Consider the following 16680-nt stretch of genomic DNA (forward strand, 5'->3'; position numbering starts at 1 on the left):
CCTCCTGGATATTCTTAGGTGTGTAGTACCTTTTCCTTGCTTTCTTGAATTGTTTCATTGAGCCACCATTTAAAGCCATTTTCCAAAAGCAATAAATCAGCTGCAACAGGACCATAAGAACCTGAATTGTATTCATAGAGCGGTACTCGATTGTCCTCGAATGCATTCAGAATCGGCTGAACCCATTCCCATGACAATTCAACTTCCGTCCAATGAGCAAAGAAAGTAGAATCTCCATTAAAAGCATCATAAATAAGTCTTTCATACGCTTCAGGTACTCCAAATTCTGTTTGTTCCTTCGAAAAATCAATCTTAACAGGTTCTACTTTTCCATTGTTCAATGGGTTTTTACTGTTTAATTGGAAAGAAATATTTTCATTAGGATTGATTTCAATAACCAATAAGTTAGGATCCATTTGAGAATTTTTATATTGGTGGTTCGCATTATTTTTGAATTCGATGACAATCCGCGTTGATTTTTCCTTCATTCTCTTTCCTGTGCGGATGTAAAAAGGAACCCCAGCCCAAGATGGATTATCAATCCACAAACGAGCAGCAACAAATGTATCTGTGGTGGAAGAAGGATTGACTCCTGGCTCTCCTAAATACCCAGGTACATACTGACCATTTACCTCTCCAGAAATGTATTGCCCGCGGACAATATCATTTTGAACATCTTCTTCTTTTAAAGGACGCAGTGACTCCATGACCTTCTGCTTCATCTTTCTTATTTCTGCAGCATTGATTTTTTCGGGTGTATCCATCGCTGTCATCATCAGAATTTGCAGCAAATGGTTTTGAACCATATCGCGTATTGCTCCTGCATGATCGTAATAGCCTGCTCTCTTTTCTACCCCAACCGTCTCACTTGCTGTAATTTGGACATTGGCAATATGTTTTTTACTCCAAAGGGACTGTAGAATCGGGTTTGCATATGACAAAGCTTCGAGATTTTGAACCATTGGCTTACCTAAGTAATGGTCGATTCGATAGATTTCCTCTTCCGCAAAGGCACGGCTTAGTTTTTCATTCAGTTCACGTGCAGATTGGAGATCATGGCCAAATGGCTTTTCAATGATTAATCTTTTCCAGCCTTTTGTCTGACCAAGCCCGCTATTTTTTATATTTAAGGCAATGGTGTCAAAAAACTCTGGTGCTACTGAAAGATAAAACATCCGATTTTCTTCTAAATTTAGCTCCTCTTCACGCTGCTTCACTAACTGAAGTAAAGCTTGAAAATCTTCTTTGCGGTTAACATCCAACTTACTGTAGCGGAAGTCATCTAAAAATTCTCCCATACTCGCTGCATCATGTTCTAAGCGGCGTGAAAAATCCAAGACAGATTCTTTTACTTTTTCTTGGAATTCTCGGTGGGATAGATCTCCTCTACCGAGTCCGATAATGGAAATGGACTTTGGTAATTTTTGATCAACATACAAATTGTATAGTGCAGGGAAAATTTTCCTCTTTGCTAAATCCCCTGTTGCTCCAAATAAGACAAAGGTCATTGATTCCATGCTTCTTTCCCCCATGTTCGTCTTTTCTACCTGTGGACTTTCGTGATAATCTTTTTATGACGATTGATTGAAATGACAGCTTCTGCCATTCCAACAAATATAAACTACAGCTTTTTCTCCAACTTCTTTTTTCATTCAAGGCCTTCTGTCCCTTTTTCATTTAAAGATCTGGAGATTCATTTTTTAATTTAGCCATTGTTTCTTAATTTGCTCTTGTGCGATATGCAAAATTTGTTTTTCAGGTGTGTCCTTGTTGACAATTACATTGGTTAAATAATTTTTTCCTTTATAATTTAATTTCACTGTCACTTCTATCATTTGTTTCACCCCTAACCTTTTTAAATTCCACACTTTGATAACTTTTATTTAAAAGGAACTTAAAATATCCTTGGTTACTTTACGTAACCATAATATCTCTTACATAAATTATCGTCAAGTGAAGTATCTCGAATTTGAGATATTTTTTTGTCGGCGTGTGATTTGGAAATAATAAAAAAAAGCGATCAAAACCGATCGCTTTTTTTGGTTCATTATTATTATTTTAAGGCACTAACCGCATTGATTAATCCAAACCCAGCCTTTTCATCATAGCCTGGTTTGAACACATCTTCCGCTGAAGACTGGATGATTTGTTTTACTTGCGCAGGTTTAAGAACGTCTTTTCCGTACTTCGCAATGATTACTCCCGCTAAGGCAGCTGTTTTTGGTGAAGCCATTGAGGTGCCGGCATAACCAGAATACCCTCCCGGTACAGAACTATAGCAAAGATAAGAATTGTCTCTTCCTGTTTTTGTAGCAGGATCATAATTTGGCCCTAGATCACCGCCTGGTGCCATTACATCAATTTTTCCTACGCCGTAATTAGAATAGAATGCTAGATTTTTTAGAGCTCCACCCGCTGAAACCCGAATCATGGTTTGACTGCTTGGGCTTCTGTGAACAGCACCTTTGTCATCACCAGCTAATTTTCCCGGACTGCTAATATCTACGCCATTATTACCGGCAGATCCAACAACTGTTACCCCTTTTTGGATGGCGTATTGAATGGCACGGTTAAATAAGCGAACATCTGCTACAACATCTTTTGTAGCATACTCAGGGTCTTGGAACCAATCGTACCCGCCTAGGGACATATTCACTACATCAACATTGTCATCAGCTGCTTTCATCAAAGCATCTGCAATATGAGCAGTTTCAGCACCGCCTGTTGGTCCAAAGACACGGTAGGCTGCTACTTTCAGATCCGGTCCAATTCCTAAAATTCTCCCTTTACCGGCAATTGAACCAGCAACATGAGTTCCATGGCCATCTTCATCCATAGCATCTGGATATCCCGGAACAAATGATTTTCCATAGGCATAATTGGGTTTAATATCTGGATGGTTATAGTCAATACCCGTATCAATAACACCCACAACAATGTCATCCCCGGAAACTGTCTTGCCGGTTCCTCCAGCCAGATTCCACGACGCCCCATTATTCGTTACCTGTTTGATATCCCACTGATAATTTTTATAGACATCTGCTCCGTCAGTTATATCGTCAAGTGTAACTGCTTCCTGATAAACTGGTTTTTCAGGGTAAATGGTATGTTCAACCCCAGCATCCAGAACTAGGTTCGATTTTTTCACCTTGTCCAAAAACGCAGTATTCGTTGAACTTACTTCAACAGCCCCCAGTTTATCCAGTTTACCTGTCACTTTCCCGCCGGCATCCTTAATTAATTTTTCATATCCGGCTGGCAGCTGGGATAGATCCTTAAAAACAACTATGTATTCCTTGTCCACAGGTGCAGCACTGCTTTTTGAAATCCCTCCGCTAAAAATAACCGAAGCTCCTAAAGCAACAGATAAAGCGCTTCCAACAATCTTCTTCTTCATCGTTTCAACCTCTCCCTTTCTCTTTTTCTCAATTTTCATTATATTATTTTTAAAGGACTGTAGACATTCTACTAAAGTCCTCATTACAATCTTTTCATACACCACTTTTTTCCTATTTTTGAATAATCCCCCACCAAAATTTCCACCGATACCCAAATTCGTCCAATTGTTTGGATAACCCATGCAGGACAAACACTTTCCCAATAAAATAAATTACAAAACTTTTAATGCTCCATGTATTAGGGAGTGGTCAAATGGGAGCAATTAACGGAAAAGAATTTATCGAGAGAATGAATCGGTTAAACAAAGAAATTTGGCTGGATGGAGAACGATTGGAAGGGGATATATCTGAACATCCTGCATTTAGAGGTCTAATTCAAAGTAAAGCATCATTATATGATTTGCAGTTTGATTCGACCCTGAAAGAAAAGCTAACCTTTCTATCTCCAGAAACGGGAGAAGGGATTGGGCTATCCTATTTACAGCCATTGACGAAAGAGGATTTAAAAAGAAGGCGGGAAATGATTGAAATTTGGGCCAGGCATACCAATGGGCTGATGGGTAGAAGTCCGGATTATATGAATTCAGTCGTTATGGCCTTTGCCTCCTCCGCCTTATTTTTAAAAGGGAGTGAGAATTGCTTTCCGGAAAATATTATTTCCCTCTATGAAAGAGCAAAGAATCAAGACCTATCGTTTACCCATACTTTTATAACCCCTCAGGTTAACCGGTCGCAAATCTACTTTGAAACATCAAAAGAACCTATTGCCGCCAAGATTGTCGAAAAAAATGAAAATGGAATTATTATTAAGGGTGCCCGCCTGTTAGCGACACAAGGAGGTTTAACCGACGAGGTCCTTGTTTATTCAGCTGGCGGTGTTATGAATGAGACGGATGCCTATGCCTTTTCCATCCCCTCCGATACGGAAGGCTTAAAATTTATTTGTCGGGAATCGTTCGTGGGTGGCAAGTCTTCCTTTGATTATCCGCTAAGCTCGCGCTATGAAGAAATGGATACTATTTTGGTTTTTGATCATGTTCTGGTGCCATGGGAGAGAGTCTTTTTTTACGAAAATGTGGGTGCGGCTAATGACTTCATGCTCAAAAGCTCATTTCATAATCATGCCTACCATCAGGCCATTACAAGGCAGACTGTGAAAACTGAATTTCTTCTGGGACTTGCTGAAACCTTGGCGGATACCATAAATGTTTACGGATATCAGCATATACAGGAAAAGCTTTCTGAAATCATCATCGGTCTTGAAACGATGAAGGCACTTTTACTTAAGTCAGAGGAAGAAGCGGCACTAGATGAGTGTGGCTATATGAGGCCAAGTCTCATCCCCCTTAAAGTTGCTAGTAATGTCTTTCCAAAAATTTATCCTAGATTCAGTGAAATCATTCAATTAATTGGTGCGAGCGGAATGATTACCTTACCAACGGAAAAGGATTTTGCTTCACCTCTAAAAAAAGATTTGGACATTTACCTGAAAGGCTCAAGCAAACATGCTGAGGACCGTGTGAAGCTTTTTCGATTGGCCTGGGACCTGACGATGAGCTCATTTGGCACAAGGCAAACCCAGTATGAACGGTACTTCTTCGGCGACCCTGTCCGCTTGTCTAGCGGTTTGTATCAAACCTATCCAAAAGAGGAGTATTGCAAGCGAATTAAAGATATGCTTGATTTAAAAGAATAGGATATCCCTCCATACGGGATATCCTATTCTTCTAACTATTTTGATGTGTCACCTGCAACTTTGACAGAAATGGTCTTTCATTTTCCCAAGAAACCCGAACCGGGAGATTGAAAAATTGGGTAAGGCTCTCGCTCGATAACATTTCACCGGTGTTTCCTGCTGCAAAAACCTGCCCATCCTTCAGCAATAAGGTTTTATTAAATACAGGCAGAATTTCTTCCACATGATGAGTAACATAAATGATGGCTGGTGCATTTGGATTTTTGGCAATCGTTTCGATTGATTCCAATAGTTTTTCACGGGCAATAAAGTCCAGACCGTTCGTTGGCTCATCTAGAATCAGCAAAGACGGGTCAGCCATTAACGCGCGGGCAATCAACACCCGCTGCTTTTCCCCTTGTGATAAAGTTTCATAATTTCGGTTGGCATAATTGATGCAGCCAAGCTCCTCAAGTAGGGAAATGGCCTTTATTCGTATTTCGTTTGTTGGATTTTCATAGAGACCAATGGAAGCGAATGCTCCGCTTAGTACCACTTCAAAGGCATTATCTCCCGGATGAAATTTTTCCTGAAGTGAGGATGAAACAAAGCCAATTTGCTTGCGCAGCTTTTCAGCAAGATAGGTTTTCCCAAACTCCATTCCTAAAACATTAATTCTTCCCTTTGTCGGGAAATTATAGGCGTTCAGCAAATTGAGGATGGCTGTTTTACCAGAACCGTTTAAACCGAATAAAACCCAATGCTCCCCTCTTTCTATTTGCCAATTGACATTTTTTAAAATCCACTTGTCGCTCCGTTTGAGCGAAACGTCCTCTAGTTGTAGAATCATTATTTTACTCCCTTCTTATGATTGCCTTGATACATTATATAGTATCAAAATTTTTAGAAAATAAAAATTTTAGAGTGTTTTCCACTTCAAAAATAGCAATTATGAACATTCTTTGAAACTATTCTATTTATAAGGGTTTCCCCAACTTTCGCAGCATAATTCTACAAAATTCTCGGTTCCCAATTGCTATATTTGATAACAGATTGAACGGGAGGAAAATAATAATTCTCCCTTGTTCAATCATTCACAATAAAATATTTATGGGGAGGAACAATCAATGGCAGTGGAAGAAAAAATGTTACAGCAACAGCAGACAGTTTCGATGATTGACCGATTAGCAGCTAATGCGGCTCAGGCAGCTACGGAGTTTCGCAGCTTTACGCAGGAAATGGTCGATGAAATTGTCAAGCAGATGGCAATTGTTGCACTCGAGAACCACGATAAATTTGCCAGAATGGCTGTTGAGGAAACGAATCGAGGCCTTTACGAAGATAAAATCACAAAAAATATGTTTGCAACAGAGATGATTTATCACACCCTTCGAACTCTGAAAACGGTCGGCATTATCAGTGAAAACAATCATGAGGGCAGCTATGAAATTGCCGAACCAGTCGGGGTCATCGCCGCGCTGGTGCCTGTAACAAATCCAACATCCACTGTCATTTATAAATCTCTTATTTCTATGAAAACAAGAAATCCGATTATTTTTTCCTTTCATCCTGTTTCACAGAAATCGGGAAGGTTCACAGCTGCACTTCTAAGAGAAGCCGCTGTCCGTGCAGGCGCTCCTGAAAATTGTATTCAATGGCTGGAAACTACCACTCTAGATGGTATCAATATGTTAATGAAGCATCCAAAGGTATCGCTAATTCTTGCGACTGGCGGTTCTGGCATGGTGAAAGCCGCATATAGTTCCGGCAAACCGGCAATTGGTGTCGGCCCAGGAAATGTACCTTGTTATTTCGAAAAAACTGCCAATATCAAGAGCTCCGTCCAAGACCTGATTATGTCGAAAACCTATGATAATGGAATGATATGTGCCTCTGAGCAAGCCTTAATCATCGATAAAGAAATCTATACCGAAGTCATTACGGAAATGATCGCCAATCACTGTTACTTTTTAAATGAGGAGGAAAGGAAACAGTTAGAAAAAGTAGCGATAAAAGAAGAAACCAGATTCCTCAATCCGATGATTGTCGGTCTTCCAGCCTTTAAAATTGCCCAAATGGCCGGAATCGAAGTCCCATTTGATACCAAGGTTTTAGTGGTCGAATTAGAAGGTGTTGGACCAAAATATCCGCTTTCCTGTGAAAAGCTAAGCCCTGTTCTTGCCTGCTATAAAGCAAATAGTACGGAAGAAGCTCTTAACCTTGCAGAAGCAATATTAGAATACGGCGGACTCGGCCACACCGCTTCCATTCATACGGCTAATGACCAGATTGTTGAACAGTACGCAATGAGAATGAGAGCAGGACGAATCCTTATCAATACTCCTTCCGCCCAAGGGGCAACTGGAAACGTTTATAACGATTTACTGCCGACACTAACTCTCGGTACAGGGACTTATGGAGGCAACTCCGTTTCAGTCAATGTCGGCGCCATGCATTTACTAAACATTAAAAAGGTCGCCAAACGCAATAATAACGCCCAAATCCTAAGGACACCGCCGCAAATTTATTATCGTAAGAATTCTGTTCAGGCATTGGAAATCATCCCGGATATTAAAAAGGCATTTATTGTCACGAGCCCAAGTTCGGTGAAAAACGGTTATGTCGATAAGGTACTCCATTTTCTAACAAAACGACCTGATTTTGTCCACTATGAGGTGTTTTCAGAGGTGGAACCGGACCCTAGCATCGAAACGGTCATGGCGGGTGCTGAACTGATGAGACACGCTAAGCCGAATATGATCATTGCCTTAGGAGGCGGTTCTGTCCTTGATGCAGCAAAAGCGATGTGGTTATTTTACGAGGATTCTGAAGCAAACTTTAACACTCTGAAACTGAAAACTCTTAATCCTAGAAAACGAGTTGTGACGTATCCGAAGCTTCGCGAGAAGGCAAAGTTTATCGCGATTCCGACTACTTCCGGAACCGGTTCGGAGGTTACCTCCTTTGCCGTCATCACGGATAAAAAAGCGAATATTAAATATCCGCTTTCCGATCCTGAACTTTTACCGGATGTAGCGATCATCGATCCACAGTTCTCGATGACTGTTCCGAAGGAAATCACGGCAGACACTGGAATGGATGTCTTAACACATGCTCTTGAAGCTTTTGTTTCAGTCGTTGCCAATGATTTTACAGATGGACAGATTATTAAGGCCATTCAGCTAGTATTTAAGTATTTGCCAAGGGCGTACCGTGACGGTTCTGATGAGCTGGCCCGCGAGAAAATGCATTACGCTTCAACGATTGCGGGTCTTGCATTTAATAACGCCTATTTAGGAATTAATCACAGTCTTGCCCATGCCGTTGGAGCCGAGTTCAATATCGCTCACGGTCGCGCAAACGCGATTTTCCTGCCGCTTGTTATTCGCTTTAATGCTGTTAAGCCGACAAAATTCACTCCATTTGCCGGCTATGAGTATTATAAGGCCGATAAACGTTATGCTGAGCTGGCAAAAATGCTGGAGCTTCCGGCACGGACAACGGAAGAAGGTATTGAAAGCTTGATTGAAGCTGTTATCAACCTAGCGAGAGAGCTCGATATGCCGTTAAGCGTTGAGGAATGCCGCGTTAGCCAACCTGTATATGAAAGCAAGATTACTGAGATGGCCCTACATGCCGTCCATGATCCTGATACAAACGTCAATCCGAAGCGTCCATTAACTAGAGAACTGATGGAAATCCTGCGTCAAGCTTATAAAGGGGTATAATTTTTATATATGGGAGGTGCCTCAAGTGGGGATTTGAGGCACTTTCTTTGGATTGTTTTATCCAATAATAACGATTCGCAGATAAGTTTGGGAAATCGCAGATATATTTCCGAAGTCGAGTCCGAGTATTGGAAATATACCTATTTCTAATAAAAATCTCAAATTTTCTTATAGATTTAAAGATATGTTTCCAGTCTCTTCCCCCATATTAGCCCTACTTGATTAAAGAAAACCACTAAGATGACGCCAACCGGGATGCTAATCCAAATCATTGGCCAATCAATGGCCTCAATCACTAAAGCAAATTGATAGAAATATAGACAAAACGGGATCAATAAAATAACGGCCGTGGCTACACCAGGAGTATATCTTCTAAGAATGATAGCCTGGCAAATGTGGGTAAATGAATGGATAAACAAAATGGAAACGACTGAAAGAATTCCGATTAAAGTCCAATGCTTTGCTGCCCCGCCCATTGCCAGAATAATAGTCAGCAAAATACCTATATACTCAACTAATACAGCCAAAGCAAAACCGGCTGTGTGCCGTGGAAAGACACGGATAAAGTAGTTATGGAACCTTTTTGGCAAGACCTTTAAAATATCCTTCTCGTTCCGTTTCAGCCAGCCTTCCATGACGATTATTTCTTCAAAATCATGGATGATGAAGACACTTGCGACCGCCCAGATAAGAATTGTTAATGTCATCTTCCTCCTCCCTCTAACTAAATGACTTATTTCTCAAAAACTATGATATCAAATTTCTATATCAAATTGAGATAATTATCCAAAACAAAAAAAGCCACCCCTTCAAACAAGCGGTTTGAATTAGGCTGGCTTAATCCATTTTTTGATTCTTATATCCTATTCTGATAGAGACCTGTATTTCCCGCTAAAATAAATAAGCGGGTCTGCGTTAGATTCTTCAACGGAAATTTCAATTACCCTGCCTATAAATAGTGTATGGTCCCCTTCCACATGTGTAGCTGTTACTTCACATGCAGCCTGCGCCAGTGCCCCGGCAATAACTGGCACCCCGCCAAGCCGATCAAATACAACTTCTCGATGCTCCTTCAACTGCCCTGCGAAAATCATCGACAACTCCTGCTGGTCAGCCGACAGGATATTCACAGAGAATGTGTTGCTTTTTTTGATTTTTTCAAGCATAGATGCTTTTTCCGCGATTGATATGACAACAAGTTTTGGGTTTAGCGATACAGACATAAACGCATTTGCCGTCATTCCGTGAGCCTTGCCATCCACCTCTGTTGCCACCACTGTTACCCCTGTTGCAAACTTCCCCATCGCATTTCGAAATAAACGATCATCCATTAGTGTCCCTCCCAGTTTTCCACATTAATTTATAACTATGTTGCAAAACCAATATAAATGAATGTTAAAGCAGGCACCTCATAAAAGCACCTGCTTCTCCTATTCTATAAACCACCCAGCCCGGAAATCAGGATCCCAAAACAAGCTGTAAATAATAGAATATTAATTCCGAGGCCAATCAAAGCCCCCTGGCCCATCCGCTTCCGTCCCTTCGAAAAACAAATGATCGGAATCAAAATCAAGGCAACGGCGGCTATACATAAATATGCAAAAAACATCGGGGAAAAGACAAACAAAATCAATAAGCCCATAAGATAGATCCCGATGGTGATGCCTATCCCAAGCCAAAGGTCTTTTAAACTTCCATCCTTCGAAGTGTTTCCTTGATTTTGGACCATGCCAGTCTCCCCCTTTAATTATGAAGGTGCTATTTATTAAATGTACGTTCTTCCAGTTCCTGCTGAATTTTCTTCAATTCTTCTTCCTTATTATCCCGATAAAATAAATTGTACGTATCAAACGGAATAATCCGGCCATCCGGATGGGCGATATGGACACAGGATTTTTTAACGGAACGGACATCAAAGTTATGTGCATCCAAGAACTGCATAATAATCACCCGAAAGACGTTGTCATATCCGATTTCTCCCGGCATTGCCACCTTTGGCAGACAGCATAGTAAGTCCTTCAAGGACAAGGCAGAGGAATCCGGAGAATGGTTCAATGAGAACAATTTAAAAATCATATTTTTAATGTTATCATCCTGTTCAAAAACGATGGTGTTGCGCTCGCCTTCCAGCAAAATATTCGGATCGATTAAGCCTGTTAGCGGCGTCACATCCCCATTAAGCTTTAAGGCATAGCCCATTGCCAGGCAATCAGGATGGCATGGGACAGGGATAATGTCCTTTGAACCAAACACATTCGATTGGTCGATAATCATTTGCCGCACTTCACTCAGCGTTAAGCGGTTAACAGAAGGGTCATATTCTTCCAATCTACCTGCAGCTTGAATCGGCTGGAAGGTCACCCCGCGGACACATTGCTGCTGCAGCCCATATTGAATGATTTTGCCTACTTCATGGTCGTTTAATCCCTTTTTCAATGTGACAACAAGTGTAGTAGATATATTAAATTCATTTAAATGGTCAATCGCCTTTTGACGAATATCTCGTAAATCTACTCCCCTTAATTCCTCCAATGCTTCTTTTTCAAAGCTGTCAAATTGAAGATAGATTTCAAAGCCAGGAGAATACGAGGCTAGGCGCTTGACGAATTCCTTGTCATTGGCAATTCGGAGCCCATTTGTATTAACCATTATATGACGGATCGGCCGTGATTTTGCCATGTCCAGGATGTCAAAGAACTGCGGATGAATCGTTGGTTCGCCGCCGCTAATTTGGACGATATCAGGCTCACGCTCATTTTTAATAATGCTATCTAGCATAAATTCTATTTTTTCTATGCTGCGGAAGGTCCCTTTATTCGGCGAGGAATCCGCATAGCAAATTGGGCATTTCAGGTTGCATCGCTCGGTAATCTCTAATAATGTCAAACAGCTATGCTGTTCATGGTCCGGACATAGGCCACAATCATACGGGCAGCCATATTTAATTGGCGTATTCCAGCGATATGGCATTTCCGAGGGCTTAATAAATTCACGGCACCACTTATAATAATCGACGTCTGTTGAAATCAAAACCTTTTCCCTGCCGTGCTGCATACAATGCTTAACCAAATAAACCTTTTCATTTTCAATGATGACCTTGGCTTCCACTTTACGATGACAGGTCGAGCAGATGCTGTTTGTTAATTCATAAAATAAATACGGCCGGTTAGGCATGAATTTCACTCCTCTTCTCTGTTTGTTTTTTATTAATGAGCCATATGTAATACAAGATCCCCAGCAAGCTTGCCACTTGAATATTGTTTAAAAGCCAATATGGGTGCGGGGTTGGTTTAATAAAATCAATCATGAACCGAAACGTTAAATAACCAAGCATGTACAGCTGAAATAGCAGGCCTTCCCAGCCGATACTATTTCTCTTTAGCTGAAGAAGTGCGAAGGCAAGAGCACCCAAAAAAGCTATTTCATAAAGCTGTGTGGGGTGCCGCTTTATTCCGTCACCAAAGTCCACCCCGGTGATCCAAGTTGTAGCCGTCCCATAAGTGTGGTCATCTAAGCCGGTTAAAAAACAGCCAATTCGGCCAATCATCATACCAACAGCCAATGGCAAAACAAAGTCATCGCCGGTCGAGCGCGTCCAGCCAATGCATTTTTTGGCTGTTTCAACTCCAATCAGCCCACCTAGTAATCCGCCGACGATTGTTTTTCCTTCCATTAAATAAATAAGATTATGCCAATTTTCCAACGTTTTCTTTGGATCTTCAAGCCAATAGAGGAATTTGGAGCCTAAAGCAGCGCCTAAGATTGCCCCAACAATTACCCAAAGGGCTTTATCCATTGGGATTCTTTCTTTATTTCGTGTATATAAATAAACGCGGAAGCCGATAAAATAGGCTAATGATTCTAATAATAGATGGGGGTGAATGCCAAAAATATAGAAAGGGAAGTTCACTAATACGTTATGCTCCTTTCAAAGAATATTCCATGTTTTCTTCTTTATCTTAACAGAACCATAGGGAAAATTTATCATATTTTTTAAAATTTTCTAAACGTTGTTGTATTTCTTTCTTTTTTTCGATCCTCGATATAAACTGATAGATGAACAAGTTTTTGAACAAGTTTTATCCGAGGTGAATCTGTGAACTTTCCAATCCTTGAAACAAAAAGATTACAATTAATCAAACTCACCCATCGCCATGTCGACAGTTTGTTTGAAATATTTTCGCGAGATGAAGTAACGAGGTTCTACGGAACCGACCGGTTTACCCTGCCGGCCGAGGCCATGAAATTAATTGATTTGTTTCAAAAGAATTATCAAGATAAACGGGGAATCCGCTGGGGAATTAAGCTGAAGGAAAATCAAAAGATTATTGGAACCATTGGTCTTAATAACTTGCAATTGAAAAACAAACGGGCCGAAATTGGCTATGAACTTAATCCTGCCTATTGGAGAAAAGGATATGCGACTGAAGCCATTAGAGAAGTATTACAGTTTAGTTTTACGCAAATGGATCTGTATCGGATCGGGGCCATCGTCTATCCCGAAAACGTAGCCTCGGTCAACCTGCTTCAAAAAATGGGCTTTACGAAAGAGGGCATTCTACGGGGCTATATGCATCAAAGCAATCATATTCATGATACATATGTATTATCGATACTAAAGCCAGAATGGGAAAAGAGCCAGGAAAATAAGTAACCTGGCTCTTTTCATTCTTCAAAGTAGTCTTTAAATTCCTTCGGATCCTTTGCCTTTTCATTATGATAATAAGGATTATTTTCGGTAACGTTCTTTGGGTCCAAATTTGTTTTAATTACTAACATGGGTCCGGTTGGACTTTCCGCAATGATTCGGTCATTTAACTTATCAAAATCAGTCATATTGCTATTTCCCGGTTGTTTCGGTTCCAAGTGATTACCACCTCCTAGAAATTAGCATGCTGATTTTAACTGGTAAACATACATTTAAACATTTCTCGAAAAAAAGAAAAACTAGGAAGCAAAAACCTCCTAGTTAAAGTTATTCTTCTTCGCCACCTACTAAGAAATCGGGACTTAATTCCTCGAATTCCTCGTCGTCAACATCCATGCCCCATTCATCATCATTGTCTTTGCATCCTTCAGGATTTACGCGGACACAAACCTTGGTTTCGCCAATGACTTCAACCAAGAACTCCCTTTCGACATGAACGATGATTTTGTTGCCATTTGGGGAAATGACGGCTTCACAGGTGTTTGGCTGCTGCAGTACTTTTGCTACAATTTCACTGTCGTCCATGCAGTCATGGTCACGGTATTTTAACTTAATGACATCTGTGTATTGGACCCGTTCCGTAACCACTTCTGTTCTTGTGTTATCGTTAAAGGAGTACCAAGTATTGATGTCATAATGTCCGTGTATCTCAACTGTTTTACCAACTTTTTTCGCGTTATATTTATGGTTGATAACCCAACAGCCGAGAACGCTGGATGGATTGTGTGCCGGGCTAATCGTATGATTGGACTTTGTAAACTTCCGTCCCTTCGCTACTACGGCCTTCGCAAATATCTCTCTATATTCTCCCATTTTGCGCGAACCCTCCTCATTCAGTTTCATTTCATCCTATGCGAATGTCTATACTAGTGTGATATCTAAATCTGCGAATACTGGATAAAAGTTTAGTCATGATTCATCTTATGCGGGATGTCTAGGTGTGTGCCTTAAGGGGGTAGTCTTTTGCGGAGGAATCCATATTAGGAAAAAAATAAGCCAGACTTCAGAAAGTCCGGCTTACATTTTTAATGCTCGTGATCGCAATCATCATGTCCCGCGCAAGACCCGCCGCCATTTTTCATGCTGGCGCCCGTTTCCCCAAGCAGAACATCTCCGCCTGTTGAAATAATGACTTCATCTGTGACAGTATTTGAAATTGTTGTTGCAATTAACTGAAGCAATTCATTTACTTCGATTTGCGATTCCTTAAAATCTTGAACAACTGGAATGTCATCCAGCTCTTGTTCGATTGAAGCGATTTTATCTTCAACCTTTTTTAAGGCTTCCGGTTTTCCATAATGCTGCAGGTTAACGGCTTGCTTTTGCAATCCCTTAATATCAGCAATTAATGTTTTCACCTTTTGATTATCATGAATTTGCGCTTCTGCCCGTTTAAAGAAATCCACTTCCTGGGTATCTGCAATCATACGAGCCAATTCTTTTGCACGAGCGACGATATCGTCTTTTGTATACTTCGCCACTTTAGTTCACCTCTGCTGGTTCTAGTTCTTCCACCATTTCTCCGTTTAATGACCATGTTTTTGCTTCATTAATTTTTACTTTTACAATTTTGCCAATCGCTGACTTAGGACCAATAAAATTGACTAATTTGTTCTTGCTTGTATAGCCGGCAAGGACATCCGGATTGTTTTTACTTTCCCCATCCACAAGTACCTCGACAATTTGGCCTTGATATTTTTTCATAGCCTCAGCAGAAAGCTCGTTTACAAGGTTGTTTAAACGCTGTAAACGTTCTTTCTTTACTTCCATTGGGACGTTATCCTCCATCTTGGCCGCTGGAGTGCCTTCACGTGGAGAGTAAATAAACGTATAAGCAATTTCAAAACCTACTTCACGGTAAAGTGACATTGTTTCTTCAAATTGTTCGTCGGTCTCGTTTGGATATCCGACAATAATATCTGTTGACAATGCGACATCCGGAATTGCGGTTTTGATTTTTCTAACTAGCTCTAAATATTGTTCTCTAGTGTACTTACGAGCCATAATTTTCAATACATCAGTTGAGCCCGATTGTACTGGCAAGTGAATATGATTCATCAAATTGCCGCCCTGTGCTAGGACTTCAATTAAATGGTCATCAAAGTCGCGCGGGTGGCTTGTTGTGAAACGAACTCTTGGAATATCAATTTTACGGATTTCATCCATCAGGTCTCCAAGTCCATATTTCATATCCTCAAAGTCTTTTCCATAGGCATTCACGTTTTGACCAAGTAAGGTGATTTCCTTATAGCCCTGTGCTGCTAACTGGCGCACTTCCTGGATGATTTCTTCAGGACGACGACTGCGTTCTTTACCTCGTGTAAATGGAACGATACAATACGTACAGAATTTATCACAGCCGTACATAATGTTGACCCATGCCTTGATATTGCCGCGGCGTTCTTTTGGAAGGTTTTCAATTACGTCGCCTTCCTTGGACCATACTTCTACTACCATTTCCTTAGACATGTACGCTTCATGAAGGATATTAGGCAGTCTGTGAATATTATGAGTACCAAAAATCATATCTACTTGCTGATATGTTTTTAAAATTTTATTAACGACTGACTCTTCCTGTGACATACAGCCGCAGACACCGAGAAGCAGGTCCGGCTTTTCCATTTTTAATGCTTTCAGGTGGCCAAGCTCACCGAATACTTTATTCTCCGCATTTTCGCGAATCGCACAAGTATTTAACAGAATAACATTGGCATCCTCAGTACGGTCAGTCGGCTCATAACCTAAAGCTAAAAAGATCCCTGACATTACTTCTGTATCGTGTTCGTTCATCTGGCATCCGTAAGTGCGAATATAAAACTTACGGCCTTTACCCATTCCGCGAAATTCTTCTGGAATAGCAAAATCATTTTGGTACTTTACTTCTTCTTTACCACGCTTTTTTGCATCTTTTAAAGAAGGTCCAGTAATTACTTGTTCGAAGTATTTGCTGTAATCCTTGGCGGATTTTTTGTCCGAAGAATTAGCAGCGTTTACTTGCTGACCTTCTAATCGTTGCTTTTCGTTCATGTGGTTTAAACCCCTTTCTTAAAAAAATTACTTCTATTATTATAAAGAATGTTAATTTTTTACTGTGCATAGAATTAACCATACATCTGCACATTATAATAGTATAAAGGTTTACGAACCTGAAAACAATAGAAAATCTAGACT

16 protein-coding genes are annotated in these 16680 nt (G+C 40.5%); 3 read left to right on the forward strand and 13 right to left on the reverse strand.

What is annotated here, in order from left to right; all coding sequences use genetic code 11:
- Nucleotides 1-14: 14 nt before the first annotated feature.
- The 3 genes from zwf to KHA99_RS04875 all read right to left on the reverse strand — a co-directional run bounded on the left by zwf (nucleotide 15) and on the right by KHA99_RS04875 (nucleotide 3397).
- Complete coding sequence (gene zwf / locus KHA99_RS04865) at nucleotides 15-1517, reverse strand: glucose-6-phosphate dehydrogenase (RefSeq protein ID WP_213116275.1); 1503 nt, start codon at nucleotides 1515-1517, stop codon at nucleotides 15-17.
- Between the two features lie 183 nt (nucleotides 1518-1700).
- Entirely contained in the window at nucleotides 1701-1835 is a 135-nt protein-coding gene (locus tag KHA99_RS04870) for a BA3454 family stress response protein (RefSeq protein ID WP_213116276.1), read from the reverse strand.
- A 218-nt stretch (nucleotides 1836-2053) separates the two neighbouring features.
- On the reverse strand, nucleotides 2054-3397 hold the full coding sequence (locus KHA99_RS04875; protein WP_213116277.1) for a S8 family peptidase: 1344 nt from the start codon (nucleotides 3395-3397) through the stop codon (nucleotides 2054-2056).
- Nucleotides 3398-3651: 254 nt separating this feature from the next.
- Between KHA99_RS04875 and hpaB the strand changes: the two genes are divergently transcribed.
- Nucleotides 3652-5094 (forward strand): 4-hydroxyphenylacetate 3-monooxygenase, oxygenase component, encoded by a 1443-nt coding sequence (hpaB, locus tag KHA99_RS04880; RefSeq protein WP_213116278.1) that lies wholly within the window; start codon nucleotides 3652-3654, stop codon nucleotides 5092-5094.
- Between the two features lie 31 nt (nucleotides 5095-5125).
- Here hpaB and KHA99_RS04885 read toward each other — a convergent pair whose 3' ends face one another.
- Nucleotides 5126-5923: an ABC transporter ATP-binding protein gene (locus tag KHA99_RS04885; protein ID WP_213116279.1), complete on the reverse strand. Its 798-nt coding sequence runs from the start codon at nucleotides 5921-5923 to the stop codon at nucleotides 5126-5128.
- Between the two features lie 277 nt (nucleotides 5924-6200).
- Between KHA99_RS04885 and adhE the strand changes: the two genes are divergently transcribed.
- Nucleotides 6201-8801, forward strand: a complete 2601-nt coding sequence (gene adhE / locus KHA99_RS04890; protein ID WP_213116280.1) for a bifunctional acetaldehyde-CoA/alcohol dehydrogenase — start codon at nucleotides 6201-6203, stop codon at nucleotides 8799-8801.
- Nucleotides 8802-8977: 176 nt separating this feature from the next.
- Here adhE and KHA99_RS04895 read toward each other — a convergent pair whose 3' ends face one another.
- From KHA99_RS04895 to KHA99_RS04915, 5 genes are all read right to left on the reverse strand, one after another.
- Nucleotides 8978-9508: an HXXEE domain-containing protein gene (locus KHA99_RS04895; protein ID WP_213116281.1), complete on the reverse strand. Its 531-nt coding sequence runs from the start codon at nucleotides 9506-9508 to the stop codon at nucleotides 8978-8980.
- A 156-nt stretch (nucleotides 9509-9664) separates the two neighbouring features.
- Nucleotides 9665-10132: a flavin reductase family protein gene (locus KHA99_RS04900; protein ID WP_213116282.1), complete on the reverse strand. Its 468-nt coding sequence runs from the start codon at nucleotides 10130-10132 to the stop codon at nucleotides 9665-9667.
- A gap of 104 nt (nucleotides 10133-10236) precedes the next feature.
- Nucleotides 10237-10530 carry a hypothetical protein gene (locus KHA99_RS04905; RefSeq protein WP_213116283.1) on the reverse strand — a complete coding sequence of 98 codons (294 nt, stop codon included), beginning with the start codon at nucleotides 10528-10530 and terminating at the stop codon, nucleotides 10237-10239.
- A 29-nt stretch (nucleotides 10531-10559) separates the two neighbouring features.
- Nucleotides 10560-11975: a radical SAM protein gene (locus KHA99_RS04910; RefSeq protein WP_213116284.1), complete on the reverse strand. Its 1416-nt coding sequence runs from the start codon at nucleotides 11973-11975 to the stop codon at nucleotides 10560-10562.
- On the reverse strand, nucleotides 11968-12711 hold the full coding sequence (locus KHA99_RS04915) for a prolipoprotein diacylglyceryl transferase (protein WP_213116285.1): 744 nt from the start codon (nucleotides 12709-12711) through the stop codon (nucleotides 11968-11970). The genes KHA99_RS04910 and KHA99_RS04915 overlap by 8 nt, the downstream gene beginning before the upstream one ends.
- 186 nt (nucleotides 12712-12897) lie before the next feature.
- On the opposite strand from KHA99_RS04915, the gene KHA99_RS04920 reads away from it, so the two are divergent.
- A complete protein-coding gene (locus KHA99_RS04920) occupies nucleotides 12898-13455 on the forward strand; it encodes a GNAT family N-acetyltransferase (protein ID WP_213116286.1) in 558 nt (185 codons plus the stop codon).
- A gap of 11 nt (nucleotides 13456-13466) precedes the next feature.
- Here the strand turns inward: KHA99_RS04920 and KHA99_RS04925 are convergent, their stop codons facing one another.
- The 4 genes from KHA99_RS04925 to miaB form a co-directional block, all read right to left on the reverse strand.
- Nucleotides 13467-13667, reverse strand: a complete 201-nt coding sequence (locus KHA99_RS04925; RefSeq protein ID WP_213116940.1) for a hypothetical protein — start codon at nucleotides 13665-13667, stop codon at nucleotides 13467-13469.
- A gap of 109 nt (nucleotides 13668-13776) precedes the next feature.
- Nucleotides 13777-14322, reverse strand: coding sequence for an outer spore coat protein CotE (locus KHA99_RS04930; protein ID WP_213116287.1), 546 nt, complete (start codon nucleotides 14320-14322; stop codon nucleotides 13777-13779).
- 212 nt (nucleotides 14323-14534) lie between these two features.
- Nucleotides 14535-14990, reverse strand: coding sequence for a YlbF/YmcA family competence regulator (locus KHA99_RS04935; RefSeq protein WP_213116288.1), 456 nt, complete (start codon nucleotides 14988-14990; stop codon nucleotides 14535-14537).
- Nucleotide 14991: 1 nt separating this feature from the next.
- The gene (gene miaB, locus KHA99_RS04940) at nucleotides 14992-16536 is read right to left on the reverse strand and encodes a tRNA (N6-isopentenyl adenosine(37)-C2)-methylthiotransferase MiaB (RefSeq protein ID WP_213116289.1); all 1545 of its coding nucleotides are present in this window, start codon (nucleotides 16534-16536) and stop codon (nucleotides 14992-14994) included.
- Nucleotides 16537-16680: the final 144 nt, after the last annotated feature.

The organism is Neobacillus rhizophilus (assembly GCF_018343535.1).
Taxonomy (GTDB): Bacteria; Bacillota; Bacilli; order Bacillales; family Cytobacillaceae; genus Neobacillus; species Neobacillus rhizophilus.